Source organism: Microbacterium sp. 22179 (genome assembly GCF_052045715.1).
GTDB lineage: Bacteria > Actinomycetota > Actinomycetes > Actinomycetales > Microbacteriaceae > Microbacterium > Microbacterium galbinum.
Map to the genome: position 1 here is coordinate 50,377 of NZ_JBQEPJ010000005.1, position 14,691 is coordinate 65,067.

The following is a 14,691-nucleotide window of genomic DNA, read 5'->3' on the forward strand; positions in this document are numbered from 1 at the left end:
GGCGCTCAGCGCCCTTCCCAGGCGTGCGCGATCGCGAGCGCGTCGCGGGTCGCGGCCACGTCGTGCACGCGCACCGCCCACACGCCGGCGCGCAGCGCGAGAGCGCTGGTCACGGCGGTCGCGAGGTCGCGACGCTGCTCGGTGACGTCGGCATCCGCCTGGCCCAACGTCTCGGCCAGGAACCGCTTGCGCGAGGTGCCGATGAGCACGCGGGGTCCCAGGGCGACGATGTCGTCGAGTCCCCGCAGCAGATCCCAGTTCTGCGCACCAGCCTTGGCGAATCCGATGCCCGGGTCGAGGATCACCCGCGACGGTGCGATGCCAGCCGCCGCGGCTTCGCCCAGGCGCTCCTGCAGCTCCCCGGCGACCTCGCGCGCGATGCGATGGTAGTCGGCGCGGGCGTACATGTCGTCGGAGAAACCGCGCCAGTGCCCGATCGCGTAGTCGGCACCGGACTCGGCGACGGCCGCGCGCATCTCGGGGTCGGCGAGTCCGCCCGACACGTCGTTGACGATGCGGGCCCCGGCGCGCACCGCGGCCGACGCCGTCGAGGCGTTGATCGTGTCGATGCTGAGGGCGACGCCGGTCGCGGCCAGCTGCTCGATCACCGGGATCACGCGCGACTGCTCGGTGGCCGCATCCACACGCTTCGCGCCGGGACGCGTCGACTCCCCGCCGATGTCGAGCACGGTGGCGCCGTCGGCGCGTAGCTTCAGTCCCCGCGCGACCGCCGAGTCGACGTCGAGGTAGCGTCCGCCGTCGCTGAACGAGTCGGGCGTGACGTTGACGATGCCCCAGATGCCGGTCACGAGAGCGCGCCGGACGACGGACCGATGAGGGCGATGAGTTCGGCGCGCGCGATCGGGTCCTCGTAGACGCCGCGGGCGGCGATGGTGAGGGTGGATGCCTCGGGCTGGCGTCCGCCGCGCATCGTCACGCACCCGTGGCTGGCGTCGAGCACGACGAGCACGCCGCGGGTGTCGAGGTTCTCGGCGATCGTGTCGGCGATCTGCTCGCCCAGCCGCTCCTGCACCTGTGGGCGGGCGGCGAGGATCTCGACGACCCGCACCAGCGCACCCAGACCCACGACCTGCTCCCCCGGAAGGTAGGCCAGGTGGGCCCGGCCGGCGAAGGGCAGCAGGTGGTGCTCGCACACCGAACGGAAACGGATGTCGCGCAGCAGCACCGCGCCCGAGGGCAGCGTGTCGGGGGCGGGGCCCCGGGTCACGCTGATCGTGCGCTCGAGCGGAGCCGCGGCATCCTCGCCGACGCCGCCGAAGAACTCCGCGTACAGCTCGGCCATGCGCGTGGGCGTCTGGCGCAGTCCCGGACGATCCGGGTCTTCGCCGATCGCCTCGAGCAGCTCACGCGTCAGCCGCTCGATCCGCGTCCTGTCGACGCCCACGATCAGGCCGTCGCGGGACGCGGGTTCGTGGCTCCTGACGGCTCCTGCGCGCGGGCGGTCGCCGAGGGCTCCTCGACGGATGCCGCGACCGGCACGACCTTCTTCGGAACCTCGATCGGCGGCACGTCCGACACCGGACGATCGCTGCTCGACAGCCACAGCGGGCGCTCGGGGAGCTTGCGGATCTCGGTGAAGATCTCGGCGATCTGGTTGTGGTCGAGGGTCTCCTCCTCGAGCAGCGCCAGGGCGAGACGGTCGAGGATGTCGCGGTTCGCGCTGATCACCTCGTAGGCCTCGTCGTGGGCCTGCTCGATGAGCGCGCGCACCTCGGCGTCGACGCGCTCGGCGACCTTCTCGGAGTACTCGCGTCCGCGGCCCATGTCGCGCGCGACGAACATGTCCCCGCCCTCGGAGCCGAGTTTGACCGGACCGACCTCGGTCGTCATGCCGTACTCGATGACCATCTTGCGGGCGATGGAGGTCGCCTTCTCGATGTCGTTCGAGGCGCCGGTGGTCGGATCGTGGAACACGATCTCCTCGGCGACGCGGCCGCCCATCGCGTACGTGAGCTGGTCCTGCAGCTCGTTGCGCGTGACGGAGTACTTGTCTTCGAGCGGCAGCACCATCGTGTAGCCGAGGGCCTTGCCGCGCGGCAGGATCGTGATCTTGGTGACCGGGTCGGTATAGTTCATGGCCGCGGCGGCGAGCGCGTGCCCGCCCTCGTGGTACGCGGTGATGAGCTTCTCGCGGTCCTTCATCACGCGGGTGCGGCGCTGCGGACCGGCGATGACGCGGTCGATCGCCTCGTCGAGCGCGCGGTTGTCGATGAGCTGCGCGTTCGAGCGGGCGGTGAGGAGCGCCGCCTCGTTCAGCACGTTCGCGAGGTCGGCACCGGTGAAGCCCGGCGTCTTGCGGGCGACGACCTCGAGGTCGACGCTCTGCGAGAGCGGCTTGCCCTTGCTGTGCACCTCGAGGATCTTCTGACGGCCCTTGAGGTCGGGAGCATCGACACCGATCTGGCGGTCGAAACGGCCCGGACGCAGCAGCGCGGGGTCGAGGATGTCGGGGCGGTTCGTCGCCGCGATCACGATGACGTTCGCGTTCGGGTCGAAGCCGTCCATCTCGACGAGCATCTGGTTGAGCGTCTGCTCGCGCTCGTCGTTGCCGCCGCCCATGCCGGCGCCGCGGTGACGACCGACGGCGTCGATCTCGTCGATGAAGATGATCGCCGGGGAGTTCTCCTTGGCCTGGTTGAACAGGTCGCGCACACGCGAGGCTCCGACACCGACGAACATCTCGACGAAGTCCGAACCCGAGATCGAGTAGAAGGGGGCTCCGGCCTCACCGGCGACGGCGCGGGCGAGAAGGGTCTTACCGGTTCCGGGAGGGCCGTACAGCAGCACGCCCTTCGGGATGCGGGCACCGATCGCCTGGAATTTCGCGGGGTCCTGCAGGAACTCCTTGATCTCATGGAGCTCTTCGATCGCCTCGTCGGCGCCGGCGACGTCGGCGAAGGTGACCGTCGGGGTCTCCTTGTTGACGAGCTTCGCCTTCGACTTGCCGAACTGCATGACCTTGCCGCCGCCGCCCTGCATCGACGACAGGAGCCACCAGAACAGCAGGCCCAGGAGCACGAGCGGCAGGAGGAGCGAGAGGAAGCCGTCGAACCACGTTGCGCGCGGCACGGCATCGTTGAAGCCCTCCTTGAGGTCGGCGTCGTTGATCGCCGTGACCACCTCGTCGGCGCGGGCGTCGACGTAGTAGAACTGCACCTTGTCGGCGCCCTCGAACGGCTTCGAGAGCGTGAGGTCGACGCGCTGGTCGCCGTCGGTGTTGACCACCTCGGTGACGGTCGAGCCGCCGAGCAGCTTCAGACCCTCCTGCGTGGTGATCTGCTTGGGTGCCGCGATGTTCGAGACCAGCACGAACCCGAGGATCAGCAGCAGGCCGATCACCAGTACGTAGATCAGCGGATTCTTGCCGAGCTTCTTCACATCCATGATCGGATCAGCGTATCGCGCGCGTACTAGGCGCCTGCTGTGCGTTCACCCACGGCGTAGCGCGTCAGGAGTAGACGTGCGGGGCGAGCACGGCGACGTCGCGCAGGTTGCGGTACCGCTCGTCGAAATCGAGGCCGTAGCCGACGACGAAATCGGTGGGGATGTCGAAGCCCACGTACTTGCAGTCGATGACCACCTTCGCGGCCTCCGGCTTGCGCAGCAGGGCGAGCACCTCGATCGACTCGGCGCCGCGCGACTCGAAGTTCTCGAGCAGCCAGCTCAGCGTGAGCCCCGAGTCGATGATGTCCTCGACGATGAGCACGTGCTTGCCGTTCAGGTCGGTGTCGAGGTCCTTGCGGATCTGCACGACGCCGCTGGACTTCGTGCTCGCACCGTAGCTCGACACGGCCATCCAGTCCATCGGCGCGTGGAAGGGCAGCGCCCGCGCGAAGTCGGCCATCACCATGACCGCGCCCTTGAGCACGCCGACCAGGATGAGGTCCTTGCCCGCGTAATCGTCGGCGACCCGCAGGGCCAGCTCGTCGAGCTTGGCGAGGATCTGCTCCTCGGTGACGAGGATCTCGGACAGGTCAGCCTGGATTTCCGTGGCGCGCATGGATCGATTTTAGGCGATCGATGACGCCGCTCTCCCCCTGCCCCGACATCCGCACTACTCTGAGCCGTGAGACGGGCGGACGCCCACCGACGGAAGGATTCCCATGGCTCTCGACGACATCCTGAAGCAGGTCCCGATCGACGACATCGCGAAGCAGCTCGGTGTCTCTCCCGACGTCGCGAAGACCGCGGTCGAACAGGGCGGTGCGGTGCTTCTCGGAGGGCTGGCGAAGAACGCTTCGACCGACGAGGGCTCGGCGGCGATCCAGAAGGCGCTCAAGAAGCACGAGGGCACGGGCGGCGCCGCCTCGATCAAGGACATCGATCAGGCCGACGGCGACAAGATCGTCACGCACATCCTCGGAGCCGAGGAGAAGAAGAAGGTCACCGAGAAGCTCACGCAGTCCGACAAGACCGCAGGCATCGACTTCGGCAAGCTCCTGCCGATCCTCGCGCCGATCGTGATGGGTCTGATCGCGAACGCCGGCAAGGGCAAGGGCGGCTCCGCCTCGACCGAGTCGCAGGGCGGCGGCGGGATCGGCGACATCATCGGCGATCTGCTCGGCGGCGGCAACGGCAACTCCGGTGGTGGTGGCGTCGGAGACATCATCGGCGGGCTGCTGGGCGGCGGCAACAAGTCGGGCGACGGCGGCATCGACCTGGGCAGCATCGTCGGCGGCCTCTTCGGCGGCAAGAAGTAACGGGCGCCGCCCGCCGCAGGTCAGGTGCGCGCCGTGAAGACGATGCGCCCACCGTGGCGGGCGGCGGCGCACCCGGGCAGGTCGATCGGGCCCTGACCCGACCAGTCGGTCACCAGGCGCGCGACCTCCAGCGTCTGCAGCCGGGTGAGACTCACCCCGAACTCGCTGTCGACCACGAGGCGGATCACGCGATTGCGCAGGGCCGCGGGGTTCGCGGCGAGCGCCGCGACGCTCACCGAGATGCCGGCTTCGGCGTGCTCGACGATGTCTTCGATGGTCTCGTGGATCATCTCGTCGAACGCCTCGGCGTCTTCGCGCAGTTGCTCGGCGGTCCGCGCGAGGGCCTCGGCGATTCCCGGCCCGATCTCGGTCTCGAGCACGGGGAGCACGCGCTCGCGCACCCGCACCCGGGCGAAACGATCGTCGAGGTTGTGGGGGTCGTCCCAGACGTCGAGAGCGGATGCCGCGCAGAAGGCGCGCGTGGTCGTGCGACGGACCGCCAGCATCGGACGCATCCAGCGCACGCCGTCGTCGTCCTCCCGGACGGGCGCCATGCCCTGCAGGCTCGCGGCTCCGGCACCGCGGGCGAGCCCGAGCAGTACTGTCTCCGCCTGGTCGTCGAGCGTGTGGCCGAGCAGCACCGCTCGCGCGCCGACCTCGTCGGCGACATCCCGCAGCGCCCGATAGCGCGCGTCCCGCGCCGCCGACTCGGGGCCGTCGTCGGTCGCGTCGTCGACCTCGACGCGCACGACGCAGGCTTCGAGGCCGAGGGTCGTGGCCTGCTCGGCGGCCCGCGCGGCGACGGCATCCGATCCCGTCTGCAGGGCGTGATCGACGGTGACGGCGGTCGCGCGGATGCCGGCCTTCGGCGCCTCGAAAGCGACGGCCGCGGCCAACGCCAGGGAGTCCGCTCCCCCGGACAGAGCCACCACGACGGCGGCACCCTCGGGCAGATCGGCCAGTGCGGTGCGCACGGCGCGGCGGATCTCGGCGATGGCGGGGTCGAGTGACGGCATCCCTCCACGCTAGGGCACGGCATCCGCGGGGCGTGCGCCCGCCCCGGCGGCGGGACTATCCTGACGCCGTGACCGCACCGCACCGCACCCCGCCGTTCCGCACCGAGCGGTTCACGGCGTTCGTCGACGCCGTCGTCGCGATCGCGATGACGCTGCTCATCCTGCCGCTCATGGAGGCGGTGTCGGACGCCGCGTCCGGCAAGCTCACGACCGCGGAGTTCTTCCACGAGCACTCGGGGCAGTTGCTGAGCTTCGCGCTGAGCTTCCTGCTCATCGCGACCTTCTGGATGGGACACCACAGTCAGTACCGCGATGTGGAGCGGATCACCACACCGCTCATTTGGATCAACGTGGCCTGGATGGCCACGATCGTCTGGCTGCCCGTGCCGACGGCCATGCTGGGGCAGATCGACACCGACCCGCTGCAGAAGGTCGTGTACATCGGCACGTTGATCGCCACGCAGCTCGCGACACTGGCCGGCGGCATCTATCTCGCACGGCACCCCGAGCTCTCGACCGCGCCGCCCTCGACCTACCGCGCGGGGGTGCTCGGCGACCTGGCCGCGATCATCCTGTTCGCCGCGGCGCTGCTCGTCGCCGTGCTCGTTCCCGAGATCGGGTACGCCGCCCTCTTCCTGCTGTTGTTGAACGCCCCCGTCTCCCGGCTGGTCGATCGACTGTCACGCGGCCGTTCGCGCGACTCCGACGTTCAGACGCCCGGACCTGCCGAGTAGGCTTGTCCGCGGCATCCAACCGATTTTTTCTCCCGAGGAGCACACGCATGGGCGCACACGACGCCGTCATCGAGATCCCGCGCGGCAGCCGCGTGAAGTACGAGGTCGACCACGAGACCGGGCGAGTGCACCTCGACCGCGTGCTCTACACGACCTTCGGCTACCCGGCCGACTATGGTTACTTCGACAACACGCTCGGCGAGGACGGCGACCCGCTCGACGTGCTCGTGCTGCTCGACCACGCCATCTACCCGGGCGTCGTCGTCGAGGTGCGTCCCGTGGCCGTGCTCAAGATGAGCGACGAGGCCGGCGGCGACGACAAGCTGGTCGCCGTGCTGTCGAAGGACCCGCGCTGGGCGCACATCCAGGACATCGACGACATCGCCGAGTACACGAAGAAGGAGATCGCGCACTTCTTCGAGCACTACAAGGACCTCGAGCCCAACAAGTGGGTCAAGGTCGACGCGTGGGGCGACAAGGCCGAGGCCGAGCGCATCCTCGACGAGGCGATCGTCCGTTTCGGCGAGCAGGGCCACTGACCCCTCGCCAACGCTCGACGCGAAAGACCCCCGGATCCGCTCAGCGGCCGGGGGTCTTCTGCATGCAGGGCGGGCGGATGCTCAGATCGAGATGCCCCGCGCGGCCATGAAGTCGGCCGGGTTCGTGTAGTACCCGTTGATGTAGACCTCGAAGTGCAGGTGGCAGCCGAAGGATCCGCCGGTGTTGCCCGCGTAGGCGATGATCTGCCCGGCCTGCACCTGCTGGCCGGCCCTGACCGCGAAGCCGCCGTCGCGGATGTGCGCGTAGCCGGTCGCGACGCCGGTGCCGTGCTGGATGCGGACGTAGTTGCCGTACCCGCCGTTGTAGAACGCGGCGTCGACGACACCGGCGTACGCGGCATAGATCGCCGCCCCGCAACCGTTGGCGAGGTCGATGCCGTAGTGCCAGCTCGACGAGCATCCGTTCGCGTTGCACTGCTGAGAACGGGGACCGTAGCCCGAGCTGCGGTAACCGCCGTGCGGGCGCACCCAACCGCTGCCGCTGCCGGCGGGGGCGCCTCCGCCGCCGCTGTTGCCGCCGGCGTTCGCCGCGGCCTCGGCGGCCTCGCGCTCACGGCGCTTCTTCTCCTCGGCCTCGCGAGCTGCGACGCCAGCCTGGTAGCCGGCGACCGTCTTCGTCGTCGTGTCCTTGAGGGCGGCGAGCTGCGCCTGCATGGTGTTGAGGTTCGCCGACTGCTCGTCGAGGGCGGCCTGCGCGGCATCCGCCGCCTGCTGGGCCGCGACCATCTTCTGCTCCGCGATCTTCTGCAGCCGGTCGCGCTCGTCGCGTGCGACCTTGGCCTGGTCGCTGAGCGACTGGGCGGAGTTGCGGGCGGCGACGGCATCGTCGTAGACCGACTGGTTGTACTCGAGGAGCTTGTCCATCGTGCCGAGGCGCGAGAGCAACTCATCGGCGTTCGCGGCGGAGCCGGCGAAGAACAGCTCGAGCGAGGTGTCGTCACCACCGTTGCGGTAGATCTGTGCAGCGACCTGGCCGGCCTTGCGAGCCGACTCGTCGGCGACGCCCGCCTGCTCGTCAGCCTTCGCCTGGAGCGTGTCGGCCTCGGCGATCGCGGCGAAGAACTCCTGCTGGGCCGTGAAGTATTCGTCGGAGGCGGTCTTGGCAGCCGCCTGGGTCTGCGCGACCTTCTGCGTGAGGGACTGGATCAGGCCCTCGATGCGCTGGATCTCGGCGCCCTTGGCAGCCTCGTTGTTCTTGGCCTTCTGCACGTCGTCCCAGCTCGGGTACGACGCGGCGTAGGCGGCGGAGACGCCGGAGGTGACGCCGAAGGCGCTGAGGGCGACGACACTGAGCGCACCGAGCCCGAGCGCGCTTCGACGGCTGAAGCTCTGCTTCCAGAGAGCGTCGCGCTCGGCGGGCGTGGGCGCGCAGCCGCATTCCTCGGATGCTGCAGCTGCCGCGGCATCCTTCGTGATCTGGTCGTTCACACGGCCCCTTCCGCCGGTTTCACACATGTCACAGTAACAACAACTTTCACATGCGCACCAGGGCGCGCGGGTCGGTCGAAGGGCATGCTGACGGGTACATCGTCTCCCGGAACACGCCCGGGAGCGCGCTGACTCGCCCTCGATTCGCGATTTGCCCCGACTATCGCTTATGCTTGAGCGTCGGCAAGGAAGTCCCCCGGGACTGACTCGGCCCCATCGTTTAGCGGCCTAGGACGCCGCCCTTTCACGGCGGTAGCACGGGTTCGAATCCCGTTGGGGTCACCACGTCCGATATAATTGAAAACAAGTATGGCCCTGTAGCGCAGTTGGTTAGCGTGCCGCCCTGTCACGGCGGAGGTCGCGGGTTCAAGTCCCGTCAGGGTCGCTCCGTGCGATGAGCTCTTTCTTCGGAGAGGGCTCTTCGTCTAGGACGCGACAGGTTCGCCGGTCGCGCGGCTCTGTAGCTCAGTTGGTAGAGCGTTCGACTGAAAATCGAAAGGTCACCGGATCGATGCCGGTCGGAGCCACAAGGCTGATCATTACAATCAGCCCAGAAACCCTCGCCTAGCTTCTACATGGCGGGGGTTTTGCTTTGCCTGCGGGCGGTTCGATCGACGCTGAGGTATCGAGCACCGGAGCGCAATAGCCCCGGGAGGTCTTTCGCCCGGCGCGCATCTCGGGTGTACTTCTCCGATGCGATCCGTGAATCCGATCCCCGGTAACCCCTGGCCGCACGACATGGTCATCCGTATCGAAGACGCACCGCATGCGCTCTTCGAACTCCTCTGGTTGCGCGAGGCGTACGGGCTCCAGCCCACCGGGGACGACCTTCCGCCGCTCCTCGTCCGGACTCCCGCGCCGGCCGCAGCCGTCCTCGACGCGGACACCCGGGCTCACTGGGAGAGCGCGTGGACTCGACTCTGGCCGGCGGCATCCGTCCATGTCGGCCGCGAGCAGGATCACGATCAGTTCCCGCGGCTGCTCGCGATGGAACCGGGCGACCCCGCTCGCGAAAACCTCCTCCGCGACATGATGGGCCCGACCTGGCGCGACGAGTTCGGCGACGCCGCCTTCGACGACCCCTCCTACACCGACCACGAACACTCGGCCTTCGAGGAGCGCGCCGCCGCGCGCCCGCACACCCTCGCCGACAACCCGGAGCACCGTGACCTCGAGGCTCTCATCCCTGCCTGGCGGGCGGGACTCACGACGATCATCACGATCCCCTGCCGGGGCGAGCACACTCGCCGTGTCAGTGACAACGCCCTCCTCGTCACGGCCGGCACACGAGCCGACAGCGTGGCATATCGGCGTGCTCTCTCCTCGTTCACCTGACCCGGACGAGAGGATGGAGGTATGCCCTCGAACTCGCGCTGGCGACTGCTCGCCTCGATGCAGCGGATCCTGCACAACGATCCCTCGAACGTCGCGCACACAGAGGCCATGCCGATCATCGACGAGCGCACGGTGCCCCGCGTGCTCGACCTCGCGACGCGCATCGGCGAATCGATGTTCGCGGTCGGCGCCTCCGCTCACGAGGTCACGCTCGCGATCACTCGTGTGTGCGAGGCCTATGCCCTCAAGGGGGTGCAGGTCGACGTCACCTACAACTCGGTGACCGTCTCGTTCCACCTGAGCGGCGAGGTGTGGCCCGAGACACTGCTGCGCGTCGTGCGCGTCGCCGCTCCCGACCACGCCAAACTGCAGCGCGTGCAGGCGCTCGTCGCCGACATCGAAGCGGGGCTCGACCTGGAGTCCGCCCGCACGGCGTTCCGTGTGATCCGGCGCGTGCCGTTCCGCTACCAGCAGTCCGTGGTCGTCGTCGCCCGGGCGATGCTCGCCGTCGGCGTCAGCATCCTTCTCGGCGCGTCACCGATCATCGTGGGACTCACCTTCATCGCCGCCCTCGCCGCCGCCCTCACGCAGGCCGGCCTCGCGCGCGTGCGCGTTCCCCTCTTCTTCAGCCAGATCGCCGGAGGCTTCGTCACCACCGTGGTCGCGGTCGCCGTGTCGGCGCTCGGTTCTGCCGGGATCGAGCCGTTCGTCGGCATCCGCCCCTCGATCATCGTCGCCTCGGGCATCGTGCTCATGCTCGCCGGGCTCACGGTCGTCGGCGCCGCGCAGGATGCGATCGACGGGTTCGCGCTCACCGCCGGCGGCCGCATCCTCGACCTCACGATGCAGACCCTCGGTGTGGTGATCGGCATCCTCGTCGGTCTCGAGCTCGGCAGCGTGCTCGGGTTCACGATGGACCTGCCCGACGACCCCGCACCGTTCGGTCCCCTGCTCGGGGTCTTCGCCGGGGCGATCATCATCGCGGTCGCCGTGGCCGTGTTCAACGGCGCCGGCATCCGCATCATCCTCGTCAGCGCTCTGCTCAGCGCGATCACGATCGCCGGGTACACGGCATCCGTCGCCCTCAATCTGCACCCGGCCGCGGCGAGCGCGATCGGCGCGCTGCTCGCGAGCTTCGTCGGGGTGCTGATCGCCCACAACCTGCACGTTCCGTCGGTCGCGGTGACGACCGCGGCCATCGTGCCGCTCGTGCCGGGAGTCGCGGTCTTCCAGGGGCTGCTCGAGATGGTGCACAACGGCGGCACCAGCATGGGCGTCGTCGGCGCAGGCGGATCGCTGATCGACGCCGCCGTCATCGGGATCGGTCTCGCCTCGGGGGCGTCGCTCGGTCTGTACCTCGGCACCCCGGTGCGCGCGACCCTCGGCAGCGTCACGAAGACGCGAGCGCGTACCCGGCGCTGACGCGCCCCCGGATTCGTCCGGCTCGCGGCACCTCGATACGCTCGAAGAATGCTCGAGACGCTCACCGGATTCGTCGTGGTGGGCGTCGCGATCATCGTCGGCTACGTGCTGGCACGGATCGATCTGCTCGGCGAGCACGCGCGTCCGGTCTTGAGCCGCCTGGTGTTCTTCGTGCTCTCGCCGTTCCTGCTCTTCACCGTTCTCGCGCACGCCGACGCGACGATGCTGTTCTCGTCGTTGCTGCCCGTGTCGGCCATCGCCGCGGTCGTCGTGATCCTGATCCACACCCTCGTCGCGCGCTTCGCCTGGCGTCGGTCGGTGGCCGAGACGACGATCGGCGCTCTCTCGGCCGGTCAGGTCAACTCGAACAACATCGGCCTGCCCCTCTCCCTCTATCTGCTGGGGAGTGCGGCGTTCCCCGCGCCGGTGATCCTTCTGCAGCTGCTGGTCTTCACGCCGGTGTCGCTCACGATCCTCGACGCCGCCACGGCCGAGCGCACCTCTCTGCGCCGCACGCTGCTGCGCACCGCGACGAACCCGATCATCATCGGTGCTCTGCTCGGCACCCTGGTGTCGGTCACGGGCCTGCAGCTCCCGGAGATCGTCCTGGCACCCGCGCAGTTGATCGCGGATGCCGCAGTGCCGGTGCTCCTCATCAGCTACGGCATGTCGTTGCACGGCCAGCGCGTGCTCGGCACGCAGGGGCACCGACGCGATGTCGTCGTGGCGAGCATCCTCAAGCTGGCGGTCATGCCACTGGTCGCGTGGGTCTTCGCCCAGTTCGTGTTCGGGCTCACCGCGCACGAGGTGCTGATCGTCACGGTGCTCGCGGCTCTGCCGACCGCGCAGAACGTGTTCAACTACTCGCAGCGCTACGGCGTCGGCGAGGCGATCTCCCGTGACACCGTCTTCCTGACGACGATCGGATGCCTGCCCGTGCTGCTCCTGATCATGCTGCTTCTCGGCTGACGCCGGTCGCGATCACTCGATCTGCAGGTAGGAGCCGAACCCGGTTCCGATGACGTACGAGGCGCCGAACCCGCCGTTCCCTCCGCCGGGGTAGACCCGCAGGTCGCCGTTCGCCATCCGCGCGACGAGGTCGGGGCGCCCGTCGCCGTTGTAGTCGACGCCGCCCGTCATGGCCGTGAACCCGGTCCATCCGCGCCCGACGATCTGCCGCGCGGCGAAGCCGTTGGGGATGCCCGGGTAGAAGTACTGGGTGCCGGCGGCATCGATCGCGATGAGATCTCCGCGCCCGTCGCGATCGAAGTCGCCGCCCACGAGATAGACCATCGAATTCCACTCCGGTCCGCCGGGACGCGTCTGCCCTGACAATCCGCCCTTGCCGTCACCGAGATGGATCGTCATGTTGCCGTCCGGACGGACGGAGATGACGTCGTGGAGGCCGTCTCCGGTGTAGTCGGCCCCGGAGATGAGATGCAGCAGTCCGCCCCATCCGGTCGCGATGTCGCGCTGGGAGGCGAACCCTCCTCCGGCCGCGGGGCTGCCCCCGTAGAACTCCAGCGTTCCGTCGTTGCGGACCACGATCAGGTCGGAGTGGCCGTCGTTGTTGAGGTCGCCGTGCGCGATCTGCCCGCGGCCCGCCCAGCCGGAGGTGATGACGACGCGCGGCTTGAGCGCCGCAGTGCCGTTCCCCCCGAGGAAGTGGAGGTCGCCATCGGCGGCCACACCGACGAGATCGGCCTTGCCGTCGCGGTTGTAGTCGGCCGTCAGCACCTTGGGGTTGACCGGGGTTCCGAGACCGGGGAAGTTCATCGGGATGAAACTGCCGCGCGTGACGTTCGTCAGGCACGTGAAGCCGTTGTTGATCGCGCTGTACACGCTGCCGTTGCGCCATACCTCGAAGTGCAGGTGGTACGCGTCGGTGGCGCCGGTCTTGCCGACGACGCCGATCTGCTGGCCGCGGCTGACGCGCGTGCCCGCCGCCTGCATGCCGGGCGCGGCCATGTGCCCGTAGCGGGTGACGTAGCCGCCGGGATGTTCGATGTCGACGTAGTTGCCGTACCCGCTGTTCGCGGTTCGCGCCTTGATCACGCCGTCATAGGCCGCCAGGATCGGCGTTCCGCCGCCTCCTCCGATATCGATGCCGTCGTGCTTGCGGTAGTTGTTGCGGCATCCGTCGCCGACCTTCGACTGGATGTTCCCGGACGAGGGGACGACCATCTGCCCGTCGGTAGCAGCGGATGCCGGTGCCGAGGACGTGAGCGACGGGAAGAAGGAGGCGAGGACCACTACCAGGAGTGCAAGAACACCGACTCGGGCGCGCCGCAAGCGTGACTGTCGCTTCATGTCGCGCTCTCCCGTGGTCGTTCGGCCCCAGCGGACATGATGTCCCCCGCCGTCACGGTACCAGCGAGACAGGAATTCGTGGCGGACATCGGCGTGATATTCCCCGAATAACAAGTACGGTTCTTCTATGGGCAGGCTCAGGTACGACGGCACTTCCGACCCGATCATCATCGAGGACGTGACGCTCGCGCATCTCAAGATCATCATCGCGACGAAGCTGCGCCGACAGGAGAGCTTCATGATGACGTGGGCGCCGCGTGACAGCGGCCCCAACAAGCGGTCTACGGTCTGGATCCATCCGGCGATCCCCCTGCAGTTCGGCTTCGACGAGGAGCAGCCGCCCGCCGTCGACCCGCAACGCATCGCCGAACTGATGCAGCACCTCAACGCCAGTGGCGAGCTGGTGCTCGATCACGTGCTGTCGAGCTAACCGAAATATCGGTGCGCGCTAGCCGACCGCACGCACCCGCTACGCTGTGGCCGTGGACCCGACACTCATCCTTCTCGGCATTCTCGTCCTCGTACTCATCATCGGCGGGCCCTTCATCAAGAGGTGGGCGAACCGCAAGGCCGCAGCCGCCGGCGAGAACGCCGGACGCAAGTTCGCCGCGAAGCAACTGGTGAACGTGCTCGTCGAGTTCGGAACCACCGTCGTCATCCACGCCCCCGAAGACGCGGCGCGCGAGATCGTCGCCGAGGCCGCGGGCAAGAAGCCCAAGGACTTCCCGGGGCGCGCGGACGGCGGCTTCGGCATCCGCTTCGTCGAGCCCGATGACACGATCGTGCGCCTGGTGCCCGATCCCGCCGGCACGCGCGTGCAGGTCGAGACCTTCCGCGAGTACATGGGCTTCCCCCAGACCGTCTCGTTCTGGCAGGACCTGCGCACGCGCATCTCGACCGCCGCCGCAGCGCGCGGGGTCACGGTGTCGGAGGGGCCGCACCTCGAATACCTTCGCGGTCACCTGCTCGACCCCAAAAACGCCCGCTGGGCACTCGACGCCTGATCGCCCCTCGCGCGGGGTGAATTCGCCTCTCGCGCCGGGTGAAACCGGCACGCAACTCCCGTCCGACGCAACTAGGCTGGACTGCGACGGCGACAGCGGCTCGCAGCGGCTGTCACGGCATCGGCCCTTCACGATCCCTCCCCGGTCCTCACGGACCTGCC

General features: G+C 68.7%; 15 protein-coding genes and 3 tRNA genes. 11 read left to right on the forward strand and 7 right to left on the reverse strand.

Annotated features, from left to right (window positions below; all coding sequences use genetic code 11):
• Nucleotides 1–5: 5 nt before the first annotated feature.
• The 4 genes from folP to hpt all read right to left on the reverse strand — a co-directional run bounded on the left by folP (nt 6) and on the right by hpt (nt 4,021).
• Entirely contained in the window at nt 6–809 is an 804-nt protein-coding gene (folP, locus tag ACTJKK_RS12105) for a dihydropteroate synthase (protein WP_440748177.1), read from the reverse strand.
• Complete coding sequence (gene folE / locus ACTJKK_RS12110) at nt 806–1,405, reverse strand: GTP cyclohydrolase I (protein WP_336641004.1); 600 nt, start codon at nt 1,403–1,405, stop codon at nt 806–808. Before folE ends, folP begins: the two co-directional genes overlap by 4 nt.
• Nucleotides 1,406–1,407: 2 nt before the next feature.
• Nucleotides 1,408–3,405: an ATP-dependent zinc metalloprotease FtsH gene (gene ftsH / locus ACTJKK_RS12115; RefSeq protein WP_247632935.1), complete on the reverse strand. Its 1,998-nt coding sequence runs from the start codon at nt 3,403–3,405 to the stop codon at nt 1,408–1,410.
• Between the two features lie 64 nt (nt 3,406–3,469).
• Nucleotides 3,470–4,021, reverse strand: coding sequence for a hypoxanthine phosphoribosyltransferase (gene hpt / locus ACTJKK_RS12120; protein ID WP_247623476.1), 552 nt, complete (start codon nt 4,019–4,021; stop codon nt 3,470–3,472).
• 103 nt (nt 4,022–4,124) lie between these two features.
• On the opposite strand from hpt, the gene ACTJKK_RS12125 reads away from it, so the two are divergent.
• A complete protein-coding gene (locus ACTJKK_RS12125) occupies nt 4,125–4,721 on the forward strand; it encodes a DUF937 domain-containing protein (protein ID WP_440748178.1) in 597 nt (198 codons plus the stop codon).
• A 20-nt stretch (nt 4,722–4,741) separates the two neighbouring features.
• Here ACTJKK_RS12125 and tilS read toward each other — a convergent pair whose 3' ends face one another.
• Entirely contained in the window at nt 4,742–5,737 is a 996-nt protein-coding gene (gene tilS / locus ACTJKK_RS12130; RefSeq protein ID WP_440748179.1) for a tRNA lysidine(34) synthetase TilS, read from the reverse strand.
• A 68-nt stretch (nt 5,738–5,805) separates the two neighbouring features.
• Here tilS and ACTJKK_RS12135 point away from each other — a divergent pair, with 68 nt between their 5' ends.
• Together ACTJKK_RS12135 and ACTJKK_RS12140 are read left to right on the forward strand one after the other, a co-directional pair.
• On the forward strand, nt 5,806–6,471 hold the full coding sequence (locus tag ACTJKK_RS12135) for a TMEM175 family protein (RefSeq protein ID WP_440748180.1): 666 nt from the start codon (nt 5,806–5,808) through the stop codon (nt 6,469–6,471).
• Between the two features lie 47 nt (nt 6,472–6,518).
• The gene (locus tag ACTJKK_RS12140; RefSeq protein ID WP_045254862.1) at nt 6,519–7,010 is read left to right on the forward strand and encodes an inorganic diphosphatase; all 492 of its coding nucleotides are present in this window, start codon (nt 6,519–6,521) and stop codon (nt 7,008–7,010) included.
• A gap of 81 nt (nt 7,011–7,091) precedes the next feature.
• On the opposite strand, the gene ACTJKK_RS12145 is transcribed toward ACTJKK_RS12140, so the two are convergent.
• Nucleotides 7,092–8,459 carry a M23 family metallopeptidase gene (locus ACTJKK_RS12145; RefSeq protein ID WP_247955551.1) on the reverse strand — a complete coding sequence of 456 codons (1,368 nt, stop codon included), beginning with the start codon at nt 8,457–8,459 and terminating at the stop codon, nt 7,092–7,094.
• 209 nt (nt 8,460–8,668) lie between these two features.
• Between ACTJKK_RS12145 and ACTJKK_RS12150 the strand changes: the two genes are divergently transcribed.
• The 6 genes from ACTJKK_RS12150 to ACTJKK_RS12175 all read left to right on the forward strand — a co-directional run bounded on the left by ACTJKK_RS12150 (nt 8,669) and on the right by ACTJKK_RS12175 (nt 12,185).
• A tRNA-Glu gene (locus ACTJKK_RS12150) sits at nt 8,669–8,744 on the forward strand.
• 26 nt (nt 8,745–8,770) lie between these two features.
• Nucleotides 8,771–8,844, forward strand: a tRNA-Asp gene (locus ACTJKK_RS12155).
• A gap of 69 nt (nt 8,845–8,913) precedes the next feature.
• Nucleotides 8,914–8,986: transfer RNA gene (locus ACTJKK_RS12160), tRNA-Phe, on the forward strand.
• A 166-nt stretch (nt 8,987–9,152) separates the two neighbouring features.
• Nucleotides 9,153–9,794 (forward strand): hypothetical protein, encoded by a 642-nt coding sequence (locus ACTJKK_RS12165; protein ID WP_440748181.1) that lies wholly within the window; start codon nt 9,153–9,155, stop codon nt 9,792–9,794.
• 21 nt (nt 9,795–9,815) lie between these two features.
• Nucleotides 9,816–11,216 carry a threonine/serine ThrE exporter family protein gene (locus tag ACTJKK_RS12170; RefSeq protein WP_440748182.1) on the forward strand — a complete coding sequence of 467 codons (1,401 nt, stop codon included), beginning with the start codon at nt 9,816–9,818 and terminating at the stop codon, nt 11,214–11,216.
• Nucleotides 11,217–11,264: 48 nt separating this feature from the next.
• Nucleotides 11,265–12,185 carry an AEC family transporter gene (locus ACTJKK_RS12175; RefSeq protein ID WP_440748183.1) on the forward strand — a complete coding sequence of 307 codons (921 nt, stop codon included), beginning with the start codon at nt 11,265–11,267 and terminating at the stop codon, nt 12,183–12,185.
• Nucleotides 12,186–12,197: 12 nt separating this feature from the next.
• On the opposite strand, the gene ACTJKK_RS12180 is transcribed toward ACTJKK_RS12175, so the two are convergent.
• Nucleotides 12,198–13,469: a peptidoglycan DD-metalloendopeptidase family protein gene (locus tag ACTJKK_RS12180; RefSeq protein WP_440748184.1), complete on the reverse strand. Its 1,272-nt coding sequence runs from the start codon at nt 13,467–13,469 to the stop codon at nt 12,198–12,200.
• A gap of 184 nt (nt 13,470–13,653) precedes the next feature.
• Here ACTJKK_RS12180 and ACTJKK_RS12185 point away from each other — a divergent pair, with 184 nt between their 5' ends.
• Together ACTJKK_RS12185 and ACTJKK_RS12190 are read left to right on the forward strand one after the other, a co-directional pair.
• A complete protein-coding gene (locus ACTJKK_RS12185; protein ID WP_247955544.1) occupies nt 13,654–13,956 on the forward strand; it encodes a DUF7882 family protein in 303 nt (100 codons plus the stop codon).
• 52 nt (nt 13,957–14,008) lie between these two features.
• Complete coding sequence (locus tag ACTJKK_RS12190) at nt 14,009–14,530, forward strand: hypothetical protein (protein WP_404597766.1); 522 nt, start codon at nt 14,009–14,011, stop codon at nt 14,528–14,530.
• Nucleotides 14,531–14,691: the final 161 nt, after the last annotated feature.

Bases quoted from the DNA above. Each gene is read 5' to 3' on its own strand.
- ftsH (WP_247632935.1), bottom strand. From the start codon at position 3,405: ATGGATGTGAAGAAGCTCGGCAAGAATCCGCTGATCTACGTACTGGTG.
- hpt (WP_247623476.1), bottom strand. From the start codon at position 4,021: ATGCGCGCCACGGAAATCCAGGCTGACCTGTCCGAGATCCTCGTCACC.
- ACTJKK_RS12125 (WP_440748178.1), top strand. From the start codon at position 4,125: ATGGCTCTCGACGACATCCTGAAGCAGGTCCCGATCGACGACATCGCG.
- tilS (WP_440748179.1), bottom strand. From the start codon at position 5,737: ATGCCGTCACTCGACCCCGCCATCGCCGAGATCCGCCGCGCCGTGCGC.
- ACTJKK_RS12140 (WP_045254862.1), top strand. From the start codon at position 6,519: ATGGGCGCACACGACGCCGTCATCGAGATCCCGCGCGGCAGCCGCGTG.
- ACTJKK_RS12165 (WP_440748181.1), top strand. From the start codon at position 9,153: ATGCGATCCGTGAATCCGATCCCCGGTAACCCCTGGCCGCACGACATG.
- ACTJKK_RS12170 (WP_440748182.1), top strand. From the start codon at position 9,816: ATGCCCTCGAACTCGCGCTGGCGACTGCTCGCCTCGATGCAGCGGATC.
- ACTJKK_RS12175 (WP_440748183.1), top strand. From the start codon at position 11,265: ATGCTCGAGACGCTCACCGGATTCGTCGTGGTGGGCGTCGCGATCATC.
- ACTJKK_RS12185 (WP_247955544.1), top strand. From the start codon at position 13,654: ATGGGCAGGCTCAGGTACGACGGCACTTCCGACCCGATCATCATCGAG.